9 protein-coding genes and 1 riboswitch are annotated in these 14,357 nt (G+C 72.9%); of the genes, 2 read left to right on the top strand and 7 right to left on the bottom strand.

What is annotated here, in order from left to right; translation table 11 throughout:
* Positions 1-324: 324 nt before the first annotated feature.
* The 5 genes from U5C87_RS12865 to U5C87_RS12845 all read right to left on the bottom strand — a co-directional run bounded on the left by U5C87_RS12865 (position 325) and on the right by U5C87_RS12845 (position 5,583).
* Positions 325-723 carry a universal stress protein gene (locus tag U5C87_RS12865; RefSeq protein ID WP_030200032.1) on the bottom strand — a complete coding sequence of 133 codons (399 nt, stop codon included), beginning with the start codon at positions 721-723 and terminating at the stop codon, positions 325-327.
* A gap of 167 nt (positions 724-890) precedes the next feature.
* Positions 891-2,165 carry a homoserine O-acetyltransferase MetX gene (gene metX, locus U5C87_RS12860; RefSeq protein ID WP_330472964.1) on the bottom strand — a complete coding sequence of 425 codons (1,275 nt, stop codon included), beginning with the start codon at positions 2,163-2,165 and terminating at the stop codon, positions 891-893.
* A gap of 15 nt (positions 2,166-2,180) precedes the next feature.
* Positions 2,181-2,295: riboswitch (SAM riboswitch) on the bottom strand.
* A 120-nt stretch (positions 2,296-2,415) separates the two neighbouring features.
* Complete coding sequence (locus U5C87_RS12855; protein WP_330472963.1) at positions 2,416-3,909, bottom strand: DUF4192 domain-containing protein; 1,494 nt, start codon at positions 3,907-3,909, stop codon at positions 2,416-2,418.
* A 132-nt stretch (positions 3,910-4,041) separates the two neighbouring features.
* Entirely contained in the window at positions 4,042-4,725 is a 684-nt protein-coding gene (locus tag U5C87_RS12850) for a YkvA family protein (protein ID WP_330472962.1), read from the bottom strand.
* Positions 4,726-4,827: 102 nt separating this feature from the next.
* Positions 4,828-5,583: an EcsC family protein gene (locus tag U5C87_RS12845; RefSeq protein ID WP_330472961.1), complete on the bottom strand. Its 756-nt coding sequence runs from the start codon at positions 5,581-5,583 to the stop codon at positions 4,828-4,830.
* A gap of 160 nt (positions 5,584-5,743) precedes the next feature.
* Between U5C87_RS12845 and U5C87_RS12840 the strand changes: the two genes are divergently transcribed.
* A complete protein-coding gene (locus U5C87_RS12840) occupies positions 5,744-6,907 on the top strand; it encodes a MalY/PatB family protein (protein ID WP_330472960.1) in 1,164 nt (387 codons plus the stop codon).
* Positions 6,900-8,651, top strand: coding sequence for a DNA polymerase (locus U5C87_RS12835; protein ID WP_330472959.1), 1,752 nt, complete (start codon positions 6,900-6,902; stop codon positions 8,649-8,651). The genes U5C87_RS12840 and U5C87_RS12835 overlap by 8 nt, the downstream gene beginning before the upstream one ends.
* A gap of 131 nt (positions 8,652-8,782) precedes the next feature.
* Here the strand turns inward: U5C87_RS12835 and U5C87_RS12830 are convergent, their stop codons facing one another.
* Both U5C87_RS12830 and hrpA read right to left on the bottom strand, forming a co-directional pair.
* Positions 8,783-9,748 (bottom strand): proteasome assembly chaperone family protein, encoded by a 966-nt coding sequence (locus U5C87_RS12830; protein WP_330472958.1) that lies wholly within the window; start codon positions 9,746-9,748, stop codon positions 8,783-8,785.
* An 85-nt stretch (positions 9,749-9,833) separates the two neighbouring features.
* A complete protein-coding gene (gene hrpA / locus U5C87_RS12825) occupies positions 9,834-13,769 on the bottom strand; it encodes an ATP-dependent RNA helicase HrpA (protein WP_330472957.1) in 3,936 nt (1,311 codons plus the stop codon).
* Between the last annotated feature and the right edge of the window lie 588 nt (positions 13,770-14,357).

Genomic DNA, 14,357 nt, shown 5'->3' with positions numbered 1-14,357 from the left:
GGCAGGGTTTTGGGAGCTCCAGCGGTTGTTGCCTTGGGCACGGATGCAGTCGCCTTTCGTCGCAGGTCTCGTCATGATCGACCCGGTTCCGGGCATGCATCATCACAACGAACGAGAATGGGGGTTGGTGCCGGAAAGGCTTGGCCAGTTGGAGTCGATCCCTGTTTCGAGCTCTCGGTGCGCCTTGTGCGATCCCGTACTCCGACATTATAAAACGGCACACGCCTCCGGAGCGAACGCACGCGGAACACGCGCATGGCGCGAGCACGTCGACGGGCCCTGCGAGACCTGTCGTGAGGTGCCGGTCGAGCTGGCAGTGTGGCGTCAGTCGCCCTTGACCGCGAGCACGGGACAGCTCGCGTCGAGCAGGATGCGCTGCGCGTTGGACCCGAGGATGAGCTTGCCCACCGGGCTGCGACGACGGAGACCGATGACGATGAAGTCGGCGTTCTCCTCCTCGGCGACCGAGATGAGGTCCTCGGCGGGGTCGTTGCCCCGGACGAGCTGACGCACCTCGTGCTCCAGACCCTTCTCCTCGAGAACGGCCTGCACGCGGGACAGCTCGGTCTCGAACTGCCTGGCCTCGTCCGCGTCAAAGTCCTTGCCCCCTCGGTGGGAGCTGATGACGACGAGCTTCGCACCGCGCAGGACGCATTCCTCGGCAGCTCTCTTGAGCGCCGCACGACCTTCCTTGGTGGCGACATAACCAACGACGATGGCCACTTTCCCGGACCTCCTTGGGACGGAAACAACCAGTGCTCGCACCGTACCCGATAACGGGTCACCGGGCGCGTCCCCCGCGCGCACTGCCGACACGCCTTCGTCACATCCTGTCGGCCGGTCTGCCGGCCGGCGTCCGGGAGGCGAACCGGCCCGTCGCGCAGCAGGGTTCAGTCGCGACGCCGGTCGAGCGCGTCGCGGATGATGCGCCCCACCTGGTCCTCCTCGATGAGGAAGCCGTCGTGGCCGAAGTCGGAGACGATGTGCGCCCGACGCGAGACGGGAAGCGCGTCGTGCATGTCATCGGACAGGCGCGGCGGGTAGAGACGGTCGGTGTCCACCGAGACGATCGTGCAGTCGGCCCTGACGCGTCCGAGCGCCGCCTGCACGCCGCCGCGGTCGCGACCCACGTCGTGGGAGTTCATCGCCTCGGTGAGCACGAGGTAGGAGTTGGCGTCGAACCGGCGGGCGAGCTTGCCGGCGTGGTGGTCGAGGTAGGACTCGACGGCGAACCGGCCGCGCTCCCCCGCCTGCAGCGGGTCCTCGCCGAGCTGGTGCGACCGACCGAAGCGCTCGTCGAGCTCGGTCTCGGTGCGGTAGGTGATGTGGGCGATGCGCCGTGCGAGACCGAGTCCGGTGTCGGGGCGGCGGTCGGTCGAGTAGTAGTCACCGCCCGCGAAGTCCGGGTCGTGCCGGATGGCCAGCAGCTGGGGCTGGCACCAGGCGATCTGGTCGGCCGTGGCCCGGGGCGTCGACGCGAGGACGATGCAGCGGTCGACGTCGTCCGGGTACGTGACGGCCCACTCGATGGCTCGCATGCCACCCATCGAGCCGCCCACCACCGCAGCGACCCGGCGGATGCCGAGGTGGTCGAGCAGCAGTCGCTCGGCGGCGACCTGGTCGCGGACCGTGACGTAGGGGAAGCGGCTCCCCCAGGGCTGCCCGTCCGGCGCCGGGCTCGCGGGTCCGGTGCTGCCCTGGCAGCCGCCCAGGACGTTGGAGGCGATGACGAACCACTCGTCGGGGTCGACGGGCCCGCCGGCACCGATGAGGGAGTTCCACCAGCCGGGTGAGGCGTGTCCGGGTCCGGCCTCGCCGACGACGTGGCTGTCGCCGGTCAGGGCGTGCTCGACGAGGACGACGTTGTCACCGGCCTCGTTGAGCCGGCCCCAGGTCTCGTAGGCGATGATGACGTCAGGCAGCACGCCGCCGCGCTCGAGCTCGACGTCGCCGATGTGGGCGAACTGCCTCCGGCCCACCGGGTCACCGACCCGCCAGGCACCGTCGGGAGCCGACGGGCGGGACGTCGGAGCCGAGTCGACCGCGCCGTCCTCACGGTCGCGCGTCGCCTGACCGGGCACCGTGGTGCCGTCGGTCGAGGCGCTGCCAACGGTCGCGTGCCGCGCGGGACGGCGCGTGCTCTGCTTCCGGTGGGTGACGGTCATCGGGGTACTCCTCGGTCCTCGCGCTTGCTCGCAACCGGGACGGGTGCGGCCAGGTCCTCACCCGGGGCACCCCACCGCGAAGGAGGGTTGCCGACCAGCGAGCCGGGGCTTGTCGCTGGTACTCGTGACCTGCCCCAACCATACGCGAGGGCGCCCCGGCACGAGATCCGCCGTTCCACGACATGGACGCGCGCGTCCCTGTGCCGGCCTGTACCGGCCCGACTGGCCCGGCACCGCCACGGTCCGGCGCTCAGGCGCAGCGGGACGGCCGGATGCCGTGGTCGAGCGACTGACGCACGAGGAGGCTGAGCCGGTGGTCCGGCTCGAGGTCGAGCGCCTGGTCGACGGCCACCCCGGCCCGGGCGCCGTCACCGCACCACCACGCGAGCGACGCGACGACGGACAGCAGCGGCGCCGCGTGCGCTGCAGGGGTGAGCCGACACACCTGCTCGAGACGTCCGAGCAGCAGGCGCGGCAGGCTCGCCTCGTCCCAGTCCTCCCAGCTGTCGCCGGTCACCTCGTCCGTCATCTCGTCGGTCATCTCGTCGGTCATGTCGTCGGTCACATCGCCGGTCAGGTCGGTCGGGTCGGTCAGGCTGGAGCCGGCCGGTGCCTTGTCGGGCGTGGCAGGGGACGACTCGAGGTCGAGCAGGGCATGGAGCGCCCGCAGTGCCTCGACGTCCGACGCCGCCAGTCTCGAGATGACGTCATCGCCCGAGCCGAGGGCGTCCCAGTCGGGCCCACCGGCGAGCCCCTCGTCCCACTCGCCCTCAGGCTCCCCCTCAGCGTCCAGACCACGGGCACGGCCACGGTCACGGTCGGGGACCGCGTCGCCTCCCGCGGGGACGAGACGCAGCTCCGGCCCGAGCAGGACGTCGAGCATCACGACGAGGTCGGCGGGGACGTTCTCCAGGGGCACCGTGCCCGGGCAGAGCCACCCGATGAGCGCGTCCCGAAGCTCGACGTCGCGCAGCGGTCCCACGAGGGACGGCAGCCAGTGCTCGAGGCCGTAGCCCTCGATGTCACCGCGCAGCGCCCCTCCCCACGCGACGAGGAAGTCGTTGACGAGGAACTGGCGGGCGGTGAGCTCTCCGCCGTCGAGGAGCCCGACCCCCTCGGCTGCCGGCCACGTCCGCCTCGCGGACCGGCGCCGCTGCGCAGGCTGCTGCGGCAGGTCGTCCACCGAGCCGCCGGCGGCGGCGTAGCGACGCTGCCAGTGCTCGATGGCCGTGCGCGTGAGCTCGTGCCGCAGGTCCGTCGCCGGCAGCGGCTCGACGAGGCGGGAGAGCTCGTCACGGTCCGGCAGCACCGCGTGGCCGAGCGCGACGTAGCTCGCCACCGCCGGCACGTCGGACGTCTCCGGCAGGAGCCATCCCTCGTCGGGGCAGCAGTCGCAGCCGACGGAGTGCCAGCGACCGCCGCGCAGGACGAGACGCTCACGGACCACGACCCGCTCGGCCTCGACGCCGGAGGCGAGGGCCTCGAGCAGCGGCAGGGACTCGTCGGGGATGTCCTCGAAGCCCACAAGGGCGACGGACGACGGCTCGCCCTGGAGCAGCGTCGGCAACGTCTGGGCGGCGGCCTCGGCCGCGAGCCCGGCATCGACGACGTCGAGGCGCGCCACCAGCCCGAGGCGCTTGCCGTGGAAGCAGACCACGACGACGCTGCGCACCGGCTGGAAGCCCAGGTGAAAGGGGATGATGGTCAGCAGCTCGGCCGGCCCGGACAGTGAGATCTTCGGCATGCGCTGAGCCTCGCCGCCCCGGTCATCCCTGGGCAGACCCAGGAATCCGCCTGTGGACGAACGACCGTCGGCTCGAGGGGATGTGGACCGAGCCGCCCGGCCGGGTCGTCAGCCCGTGCCCGAGGGCCGGTCTCAGCGTTCGAGGCGCTTGCGCACCGACTCCAGGACGTAGTCGGTCGCGGCCTGGCGCGTGCCCTCCGGCAGTCGGAGCCCCTCTTCCCCGCCGGGGCGCGCTCCCCCGGCCCGCACACGCGACAGACCAGGGAGGCGGCGCGGAGCCGCCGCTCCGGTCGCATCACGGTCGCGATGCAGGTGCGCGTCCTGGCCGTCGGGCCGCACCACCCCGAGCGACCCGTCCGAGCCGCCCGCGGGGGCGCCCAACGGGGCGACCGGCGCGGTGCCCGTCGAACGCGCCGCGTTGGGCGGCGCACTCGTCCACGTGGACCGGCCACCGCGGTTGGCCGACGGACGTGCGCCGCTCGCACCCCGGCCCGCCTCCCACGCGAGGAACCGGTCGGTCTCCTCGAAGAAGGCCCGAACCGCCCAGGTGATGACGACGGCGTCGTCGGCCGCCCCGACGACAGGCAGGAAGGCCTCGGGCACCAGGTCGACCGGCGACGCGACGTAGGCCACCGCCCCGGCGACGAGCCCGAGCCGCTTGAGGGTCGTGCCGGCATACGTCCGGTCGAGCGTGCAGCGCACGAGTCGCGGCACGGCCTGCACCCGCTCCGGCAGGCTCGGGCCGCCGGGACGCGTGGCAGCGCGCACGACCGACGCGACGGTCGCGGCCATCTTGATGCGGGACGCGGTCTTCATGCCCGGCCCAACGAGCAGGCGAACGGCGCCATTCCCTGCCGGTGGCGGCGATGCGAAACGGTGATCTGCGTGCTCCTCACGGGCGGGGCCCGGCGCCCCGGATCAGTGGCCGAAGGTCTCGACGGGCGGGAACTCCTTGGCGGCCTGCTTGCCGATGCGGTTCAGCATGTAGACGTCGAGCCCCGCGCCGATGAGGCCACCGACGAGCGGGACCGCGCGACCGAGTCTGGCGAACGTGCCCTGGCCTATGCGACCGAGCAGGCGGAAGCCCACGGCCTTATTGAGGACCATGAGGGCCGGCGCGGGCAGCCGGTCGAACGCCACCGACGAGAGCTTGCCGCCGGCGGCCGCGAGCCCGGCCTTCTTGAGCAGGTCGTCGCTGTCGGCGCCGGCGAGCGTCAGCAGGATCGCCGAGCGGATCTCGGGCTGGTCGATGTCGTAGCCGCGCACCTTGGCCGTGGCCGCCGTCATGCGCGTCGCGAGGAGGTAGAACTCGAGCACGTTGGCCGGGAGCGACACCGGCATCGTGAAGAAGCCGCCGAGCCCCGTCGCGAAACCGCCCACCGCGCCGAGCTGGCGGTGGTCGCGCACGATGACGCGCAGGGCCTGGTCGGCGTCGGAACGGGCGTGCTTGAGGGCGCTGGCGGCGACCTCATGGGCGGAGTCGAAGGGGCCCTTGCCGTCGATGCCGACGTCGAGGAGGCGCTCGACGAGCCGCGTCGCGGCCCCGGACAGGCCTCCCTCAGCCGGCAGCGCGGCGCGCTCGAGCGCGCCGGCGTCCTTCGATCGCCGCAGCTTCGCGGCGGTCGCGTCCGATGCCGCGACCGTCTCGTCCCTGCTCCAGCCCAAGATGCCCACCAGTTCCCACCCTCTTCGTCCGACGTCGTGTGTTTCCGGCTCCTGCTCGCCGCCGACGACACCGTATGCCGTAGCGGTCGCCCGTGGCAGCCTCGTACCCACTCGCCCCCGCGGCGGGACCGCGCGAGACGTCGTCCGTCGGCTCTCGTAGGGTCGCCCCATGGGTGAGACGACAGCACAGCCACCGATCCTCGGCGTGCCGTTGGCCGACCTCCGACGTGACCGCACGTCCGTCAAGTGGGGCGTGCACGGCCCCGACGTCATCCCGATGTGGATCGCCGAGATGGACTGCGCCCCGTGTCCGGCCGTCGTCGAGGCGGTCAGCGCCGCCGTGGCGCGGGGAGACACGGGCTACGCCCTGACGGAGGAGTATGCCGCCGCGGCCGCCGCGTTCGCCGAGGCCGAGTGGGCGTGGGGCTTCGACCCACGCACGACGACGCGCGTGGCCGACGTGCTGACCGGCGTGACGCACCTGCTCGGGCTCTTCACCGACCCCGGTGGTCCGGTGGTCGTGAGCCCGCCCGTCTACAACGCCTTCTACGAGGTGATCGAGGCGTGCGGCCGACGCGTCGTCGAGGCGCCGCTCGGGCCGGACCACCGGCTCGACGTCGACGGTCTCGCCGAGGTCTTCGCCCGCGTGACCGCCGATGGTTCCCGGACGGCATACCTCCTGTCCAACCCGCACAACCCGACGGGCACCGTGCACACGCCGGCCGAGCTCGGGGCGCTCGCTCGCGTGGCCGACGAGCACGGCGTGCGCGTCGTGTCCGACGAGATCCACGGACCCCTGGTCCTTCCGACGAGCACGTTCACGCCCTATCTGACGGTGCCGGGCACCGAGCGCGGCGTCACGGTGACGTCGGCCTCCAAGGCGTGGAACCTCGCCGGGCTCAAGGCCGCGATCATCGTGCCCGGCGACGACGCCGTCGACGACGTGCGCCGGCTGCACCCCTACGTCACGTTCGGGGCGAGCCACCTCGGCGTCATCGCGCAGACGGCCGCCTACCGCGACGGGCGCGACTGGTGCCACCGCCTCGTCGGCGAGCTGGACGCCAACCGTCACCTGCTCGCCGAGCTCGTCGCCGACCACCTTCCCGGCGCCGGTCTCGTCGTGCCCGAGGCCACCTACCTCGCGTGGCTCGACCTCTCCGGGCTGGGACTCGGCGACGACCCCGCCGGTGAGGTGCTGCGCCGCGCCCGGGTCGCGCTCTCCCCCGGGCCCATCTTCGGCTCGGGCGGCCAGGGGCACGCGCGGGTCAACTACGCCACCTCGCCGGAGATCCTGCGCGAGGCCGTCGGCCGGATCGCGAGCATCGTTGCCTGACAACGGTTCCGGGCCGCCGCTCGTCGCGCTCGTGGTCGGGCCGCGGGGGGCGTATGCCGTGGGGCCGGGCCTCGACGAGACGTGGCCGCTCGACGACGTCGTGGCACGCTTCAGGCAGGCCACCGAGGAGCTGGGCCCGCGATGGGTCGTGTGGTCCGCTGCGTCGACGCTGCGCGGGGTGGTCGGCGCGGGCGTCGACGTCTCGCGCACGTGGGACCTCGCGGAGGCGCACCGCCTCGTGCACGGCGGCTGGTGGGCGACCCCGGGACACGTCGTCGCGGGGTGCCGCGGCCTCGACGAGGCGACGGTTCCGCCCCCACGCGCACCGCGGCTCAGCGGCTTCGACGGTGACCTCTTCGACGTGGCGGCCGGCGACGACGTCGCGCTCCTCACCGCCGACGGACACCTGCGCGCCGACGCCCTCGGCTGGGCGACGGACGACACGCGGCTGCGCGAGCTCGGGGTGCTGGCGCTGGAGTGCCAGCAGGCGCAGCGCGAGGCGCTGGGCCGCATCGGCGGCTCGCACCTCCCGCGCCTCGAACGCACCGTCTGGTCCGAGTCCGCGGCCGCCGTGCTCTGCCTCGAGCTCGAGCGCGACGGGCTGCCCGTCGACCGGGCGGCGGCCGAGGACCTCATCGCCTCCTCCGCCGGAGCCCGACCGGTCGACGACGCGGACGCCGCACGCATCCGCGCCGAGCGCGACGCCCTCGTCCTGCGGCACGCGCCCGGCCGCGAGCGCACCGACCTGCGCAACCCCACGCAGGTGCGCGACCTGCTGCTCTCCGCCGGAGTCGACGTGCCCAACACCCGGGCCTGGGTGCTCGAGCCCTACCGGCACACCCACCCGCTCGTCGACGCCCTGCTGCGGTGGCGCAAGGACGAGCGGATCGCGACCACCTACGGCTACCGCTGGCTCGACGACCACGTCGGCACCGACGACCGGCTCCGCGGCGGCTGGACCGCGTGCGACGGCGCCGCCGGGCGCATGACGGCCCAGAACGGCCTGCACAACCTGCCCGCCCCGCTGCGTCCGGCCATCTGCGCGGCGCCCGGGCACGTCTTCGTGCGCGCCGACCTCGGCCAGATCGAGCCCCGGGTGCTTGCCGTCGTCAGCGCCGACCGGGCCTTCGCCGAGGCGACCCGCGCCGACGACCTCTACGCCCCGGTCGCGGCCAAGCTCGGCGCCGACAGGCCCAAGGCCAAGATCGCGGTGCTCGCCGCGATGTACGGCCAGCGCTCCGGCGCTGCCGGCGAGGCCCTCAAGGACCTCGAGCGCGCCTACCCCGTGGCCATGGGACTGCTCGACCGGGCCTACGCCGACGGGGTCGCCCGCCGACCCGTGCGCACGTGGGGTGGGCGTCTCATCCGTTTCGGCGGGGTGCCCGTGCCGCCACTGGAGCCGGGCGCGCCGGAGCCGTCGGGCAGCGCCGAGTTCTCGGCCACCGGCGCCGACGGCGCGCGCGGACGCTATGCGCGCAACGCGATCATCCAGGGATCCGCCGCCGAGCTGTTCAAGGCCTGGGCGGCGACGGTGCGACACGCGGTGCGCCCACTCGGCGGCCAGATCGTGCTGTGCCTGCACGACGAGCTGCTCGTCCACGTCCCCGAGCAGCACGCCCCGGCGGCGGCAGCGGCCGTCGAGCACACCCTAACGAGCGCCGCCCGCACCTGGGCCGGCACCGACGAGGTCCGCTTCGTCGCGGACACCTCGATCGTCCGCCGCTGGAGCGAAGCCAAGGGCTGACTGGCCACTCGACTGCGCCCGACCCACGAACCTTGGCCTCTCGACGGTTGGGGGCCGGAGCCCCGTGAGCGCGCCGCGGAGACGACGAAGCGGGCCCGACCGTGAGGTCGGACCCGCTTCGTCAGGGTGGCTCAGCCGCGGTCGTCGCCGGTTTCGTCGTCGCGCTCGTCCCCGTGTTCGTCGTCCTCGGTGACGTCCTTGAGGAACGCCTCGAACTCCGCGCCGATCTCGTCGGCCGTCGGGAGGTCGGACAGGTCGGTGGCGAGCAGGTTGCGCTGCTGGCGCCCCTCGAGGAAGGTGTCGTACTGCTGCTCGAGGGCCCGGACCACCGCGGAGATCTCGTCGGACTCCTCCATCTGGCGGCTGATCTCGGCCCGGTTGAGGCCGGCGGTCGCGGCGAGCTCGCGCAGGTCGAGGTCGAGCCCGGTCGCGGCACGCACCCGCTCGAGCCCGAGCACGGCGGCGTCGGCGAACTCGCTCTGGCCGAGGTAGTGCGGCACGTGGACGGCGAAGCCGATGGCGTCGAGCCCGGCCTCACCGAGGCGGAACTCGAGCAGCGACGAGAAGCTGGCCGGCACCTGCACGGTGCCGAAGGCCGGGTCGTTGCCGGTGACGAGGTGCGGGTTGGTGCCGTGGGCGGTGACGCCGAGCGGCCGGGTGTGCGGCACGGCCATGGGGATGCCGTGGACGCTGACGGTCAGGTCGACGCCGAAGGTCTTGATGAGCGTCGAGGTGGCCTCGACCATGCGGTTCCACTGGTAGTCCGGCTCGGGGCCGACGAGGAGCAGGAAGGGCACGCCCTCCTTGTCGACGACGCGGTGCAGCAGCAGGCTCGGGTCGTCGTAGCTGCTCCAGTGGTCGCGGTCGAAGACCATGACGGGACGGCGGCCGCGGTAGTCGAGCAGCTGGTCGACGTCGAAGGAGGCGATGACGCGCGACTCGTGCGTCTCGAGGATGTGGTCGGCCATGAGTCGCTGGGTGTGGCCGGCGTCGATGAATCCGCCGAGGGCGACGACGAGCACCGAGGCCTGCAGCTCCTGGAGCTGGCTGGGCGAGGTGTCGCTCTCGAACTGGAAGAGCTCGGTCGGGTCCTGCACGGGTCTGGCCTTTCGTCGAACGGGGTCGAAGGGTGCAACGCCCCGCCTCATCCCATGATTCCCTGCCGACGGACGGGCGGACCGGTCAGGCGGCGACCTTGGCGATCGCCTTGAGGATGCGCTGCGGGGAGACGCTGTATGCCGTGCCGACCGTCTGCGCGAAGAGCGAGACCCGCAGCTCCTCGATCATCCAGCCGATGTCGACGATCTCGGCCGCGCCGCGCTGGGCGGGCCGGAGGGACTCGAGCAGGTCGGCGTAGCGGCCCTCGACGAGGTCGACCTGGTCGAGAGCCTGGGCGTCGCGGGTCAGGTTGGCCGGGGCCTTGTCGAGCCGGTGGGCGATGGCGCGCAGGTAGCGGTCGAGGTCGGGAAGGCGGCGCAGGCCGGTGTCGGCGACGAAGCCGGGACGCACGAGCTCCCCCAATTGCGCGCGGACGTCGGCGAGCATGGGCCGGATCGCGGGGCTGCTCGAGCGGTCCAGCTCGGCGAGCCGGTTGGTCAGCGCCAGGTGCTTGGCGAGGATCGGCTCCACGAGGCCGACGACCTGCACGACCTTGGCCGTGGTGTGCGTGCGCACGGCTGACAGTGCCCACTCGAAGTCCTCGCGGCTGCGCACCGCGTGGTCCTCCCGGTCGGTGACCGCGTCGTCGCGGATTGCGTCGACTGCTGCGGCCAGGCAGTCGTCGAGCAGGGCGGGGACGCTGCCGTGCGGGTTGTGGCCGAGGGCGAGCTTCTGGGTGTTGGTGAGGCGGGCGAGGATCTGCTTCCACGGCGGGGTGATGCCGAGCAGCAGCAGCCGGCGCACGCCGAGGCGGTGCTCGGCGTCGGCCTCGGCCCGGGTCGGCAGCACCCGGAGGTCGACGGCCGACCCGGTGTCGACGAGGGCCGGGAAGCCCTGGACGCCCTGGGCGCTCTCGAAGGTCTCGGGCACGCCCGCGTCGGGGAACGACGTGAGTCCTGCCTGCTCGACGCGCGAACCGGCCCGGCTGACCTGGCGACGCAGCTGGGGCGTGGCGGTGTCGCGCACGGCCTCGAGGTCCTTGCCGGTCGCCACGGCGCGGCCGTCGGACCCGTCGACCTGGAAGGTGACGGTCAGGTGCGCGGGCACCCGCTCGAGGTCGAAGTCGGCCGGCGTGACGGCCACGCCGGCACGCCGCCGCAGCACCGTGGCGAGCGCCACGAGCAGCGGCCCCGACGTCGGGTCGAGCTCCGGCAGGACGGCACGAGCGTGATCAGGTGCGGGGACGAGGTTGCGGCGGATCCCCTTGGGGAGACTGCGGATCAGAGCGGTGACGAGCTCCTCGCGGAAGCCCGGGACCTGCCAGTCGAAGCCGTCCGGGGTCACCTGGTTGAGGCGCTCGACGGGGATGTGGACGGTCACGCCGTCCTGGGCCGACCCGGGCTCGAACTGGTAGGTCACGGGCAGGACGTTCTCGCCCTGCGTCCACGTCGTCGGGTGGTCCTCGTCGGCGAGGCTGCCCGCGCTCTCGCGCAGCAGCAGCTCCTCGGTGAAGGTGAGCAGGTCAGGGGTCTGGCGCCGCGCCTTCTTCCACCACGAGTCGAAGTGGCGCCCCGACACGACGTCAGCGGGGATCCGCTTGTCGTAGAAGGCGATCAGGGTGCTGTCGTCGACGACGATGTCGCGGCGACGGGTGCGGGCCTCGAGCTCGCCGAGGCGCTCGACGAGGGCGGCGTTGTCGCGCAGGAACGCGTGCTCGGTGTGCCAGTCGCCCTCGACGAGGGCGTGCCTGACGAAGAGGTCGCGGGCGAGCTCGGGGTCGACGCGGCCGAGGCCGACGACGCGGCCGACGACGAGAGGCACGCCGTAGAGCGTGACCCGCTCGGTCGCGACGGCCGAGCCGCGTTTGCCCGACCAGCGCGGCTCGGAGTACTGCCGCTTCACGAGGTGCGTACCCAGCTGCTCGGCCCACACCGGGTCGATCCGCGCGTTGACGCGCGCCCACAGGCGGCTCGTCTCGACGAGCTCCTCGGCCATGACGAACTGGGGCTGCTTGCGGAAGAGCGCCGACCCGGGACTGATGCCGAAGCGAGTGCCGCGCGCCCCGGCATACTCCCGCTTCTGCTCGTCACGGACACCGACGTGCGACAGGAGCCCGGCGAGCAGCGACTGGTGGATGGCGTCCGCGTCGATCTCACCCTCGCCGACGTGGACGGTGCCGCGGCTGACGTCGAGACCGGCCTGCTTGGCGGCCTGCTTGACCTGGCTGTGGAGGTCCTGCCACTCGCGGATGCGCAGGTAGTGGAGGAACTCCGCCTTGCACATCCGGCGGAAGGCGCTGCTGCTCAGCTCCTTCTGCTGTTCCTTGAGGTAGGCCCACAGGTTCAGCCACGTGACGAAGTCGCTCGTCTCGTCGGCGAAGCGCTTGTGCGAGGCGTTGGCGAGCTCCTGCTTGTCCTGCGGCCGCTCGCGCGGGTCCTGGATCGACAGCGCCGCGACGATGACGAGCACCTCGCGCAGCACGCCGCGCTTGTCGGCCTCGATGACCATGCGGGCGTGGCGCGGGTCGATCGGCAGCGCCGCGATGGTGCGGCCGTATGCCGTGAGGCGGCGTCCCGGACATCGCCTCCCTCGCCCGGTGGCGGGCTCGTCGTCCTCGGGAGCGAAGGCCTGCAGCTCCTCGAGCAGGCGCACGCCGTCGGTGATCTGGCGGCTGTCCGGCGGGTCGACGAACGGGAAGCGCGCGATGTCGCCGAGCCCGAGGCTCGTCATCTGGAGGATGACCGAGGCGAGGTTGGTGCGCAGGATCTCGGGGTCGGTGAACTCGGGGCGGCTGTCGTAGTCGTCCTCGGAGTAGAGCCGGATCGCGATGCCGTCGGCGACGCGGCCACAGCGGCCCGAGCGCTGGTTGGCCGACGCCTGGCTGACCGGCTCGATGGGCAGGCGCTGGACCTTGGTGCGCTGGCTGTAGCGGCTGATGCGCGCCGTGCCGGTGTCGATGACGTAGCGGATGCCCGGCACGGTGAGCGAGGTCTCGGCGACGTTGGTGGCCAGGACGATGCGTCGACCGGTGTGCCTCGAGAAGACGCGGTGCTGCTCCGCGGCGGACAGCCGGCCGTAGAGCGGGACGACCTCCGTGACGGGCAGCTTCATCCCGTTGAGCGCGTCCGCCGCGTCACGGATCTCCCGCTCGCCGGAGAAGAAGACGAGGATGTCGCTGCTCGTGCCGGAGTGCCGCTCGGTCCACAGCTCCTCGACGGCCTCGCAGACACCGGTCACCATGTCGCGCTCCTCCGCGTCGGGGCGGTCGGGGTCGACGAGCGGGCGGTAGCGGATCTCGACGGGGAAGGTGCGGCCGGAGACCTCGATGATCGGGGCCGGCTCGCCCGTGGCCGGGTCGGCGAAGTGCTCGGCGAAGCGCTGCGGGTCGATCGTCGCCGAGGTGATGATGACCTTGAGGTCGGGCCGGCGCGGCAGCAGCTGCTTGAGGTAGCCGAGGATGAAGTCGATGTTGAGGCTGCGCTCGTGGGCCTCGTCGATGATGATCGTGTCGTAGCGCCGCAGCTCGCGGTCACGCTGCATCTCGGCGAGCAGGATGCCGTCGGTCATGACCTTGACGAGGGTGTCGCGGCTGCTCTGGTCGGTGAAGCGCACCTGGTAGCCGACGGCGCTGCCGAGCTCGACGGCCAGCTCCTCGGAGAGGCGCTCGGCGACGGCACGCGCTGCGATGCGCCTCGGCTGGGTGTGGCCGATGACGCCGTCGAGCCCGCGGCCGAGCTCGAGGCAGATCTTGGGGATCTGGGTCGTCTTGCCCGACCCGGTCTCCCCCGCGATGACGACGACCTGGTGGTCGCGGATCGCGGCGGCGATGTCGTCGCGCCGCTCGACGACCGGCAGGTGCTCCGGATAGGTGATCGGCGGGACCGTGGCGGCGCGGGCGGCGCGACGGGCCTGCTGCTGCTCGGTCGACGGAGTGCCCCCACCCTGCACGGTCGGCCGGCGGCGGCCGCGACGCCGGGGTGGCCGCGAACGTGCCGGGGCGTTCGCGGGCTGGTCGGACATGGTGGACAGGATAGGCGCGGGAGGCCGGTGGCTCCGAACCGATATCCCGGCACCGGGTGCGCGTCCGGGGGTGACCGCGGGTCGCACCGGGCTCGCGAGGCTCGCCGGGCTCACCTCCGCGGCCGTGCCCGGGACGGGCGATGGTTGGATGGGCGGACCGTCACCACAACCAGGGGATTGCCGTGACCGACCAGACCGTGCCCGAATCGCCGTCGACCGCCGACCCGCTGAGCTCCGATCCGCTCGCGGACGACTACGGCACCGTGGTGCCTCCTCCCCCGGCGGGCTCCGCGATCCCGCCCGCGCCTCGGACACCGCCGCGGCCCCTGCCGGACCCGACCACCGACCGCTTCTCGGCGTTCGACGACCCGGCGGCGGTGTCCGCGAGCGCCTCCGGTCCCGGTGCCGCGAAGCCTGCTGGGCCGCCCGCCGGTGGCAGCAAGCCGAAGCGGCGGAGGAAGCGTGGCGGGGCTCCCCGACCGGGCCCCGCGGCGACACCGCAGCGCAGCACATCGGGACCTGTGAAGACCGCTGTGCCGCGAAAGGGTTCGCCCTCCACAGTCAGCGGCACCCCGAAGACGAAGTCGC

This window comes from Terrabacter sp. C0L_2 (assembly GCF_036352015.1).
GTDB classification, from domain to species: Bacteria; Actinomycetota; Actinomycetes; order Actinomycetales; family Dermatophilaceae; genus Terrabacter; species Terrabacter tumescens.
The sequence above is the reverse complement of the archived record's forward strand: the minus strand, read 5'-3'. Positions and strand labels throughout refer to the sequence as shown.

Bases quoted from the DNA above. Each gene is read 5' to 3' on its own strand.
- metX (WP_330472964.1), bottom strand. From the start codon at position 2,165: ATGACCGTCACCCACCGGAAGCAGAGCACGCGCCGTCCCGCGCGGCAC.
- U5C87_RS12855 (WP_330472963.1), bottom strand. From the start codon at position 3,909: ATGCCGAAGATCTCACTGTCCGGGCCGGCCGAGCTGCTGACCATCATC.
- U5C87_RS12850 (WP_330472962.1), bottom strand. From the start codon at position 4,725: ATGAAGACCGCGTCCCGCATCAAGATGGCCGCGACCGTCGCGTCGGTC.
- U5C87_RS12840 (WP_330472960.1), top strand. From the start codon at position 5,744: ATGGGTGAGACGACAGCACAGCCACCGATCCTCGGCGTGCCGTTGGCC.
- hrpA (WP_330472957.1), bottom strand. From the start codon at position 13,769: ATGTCCGACCAGCCCGCGAACGCCCCGGCACGTTCGCGGCCACCCCGG.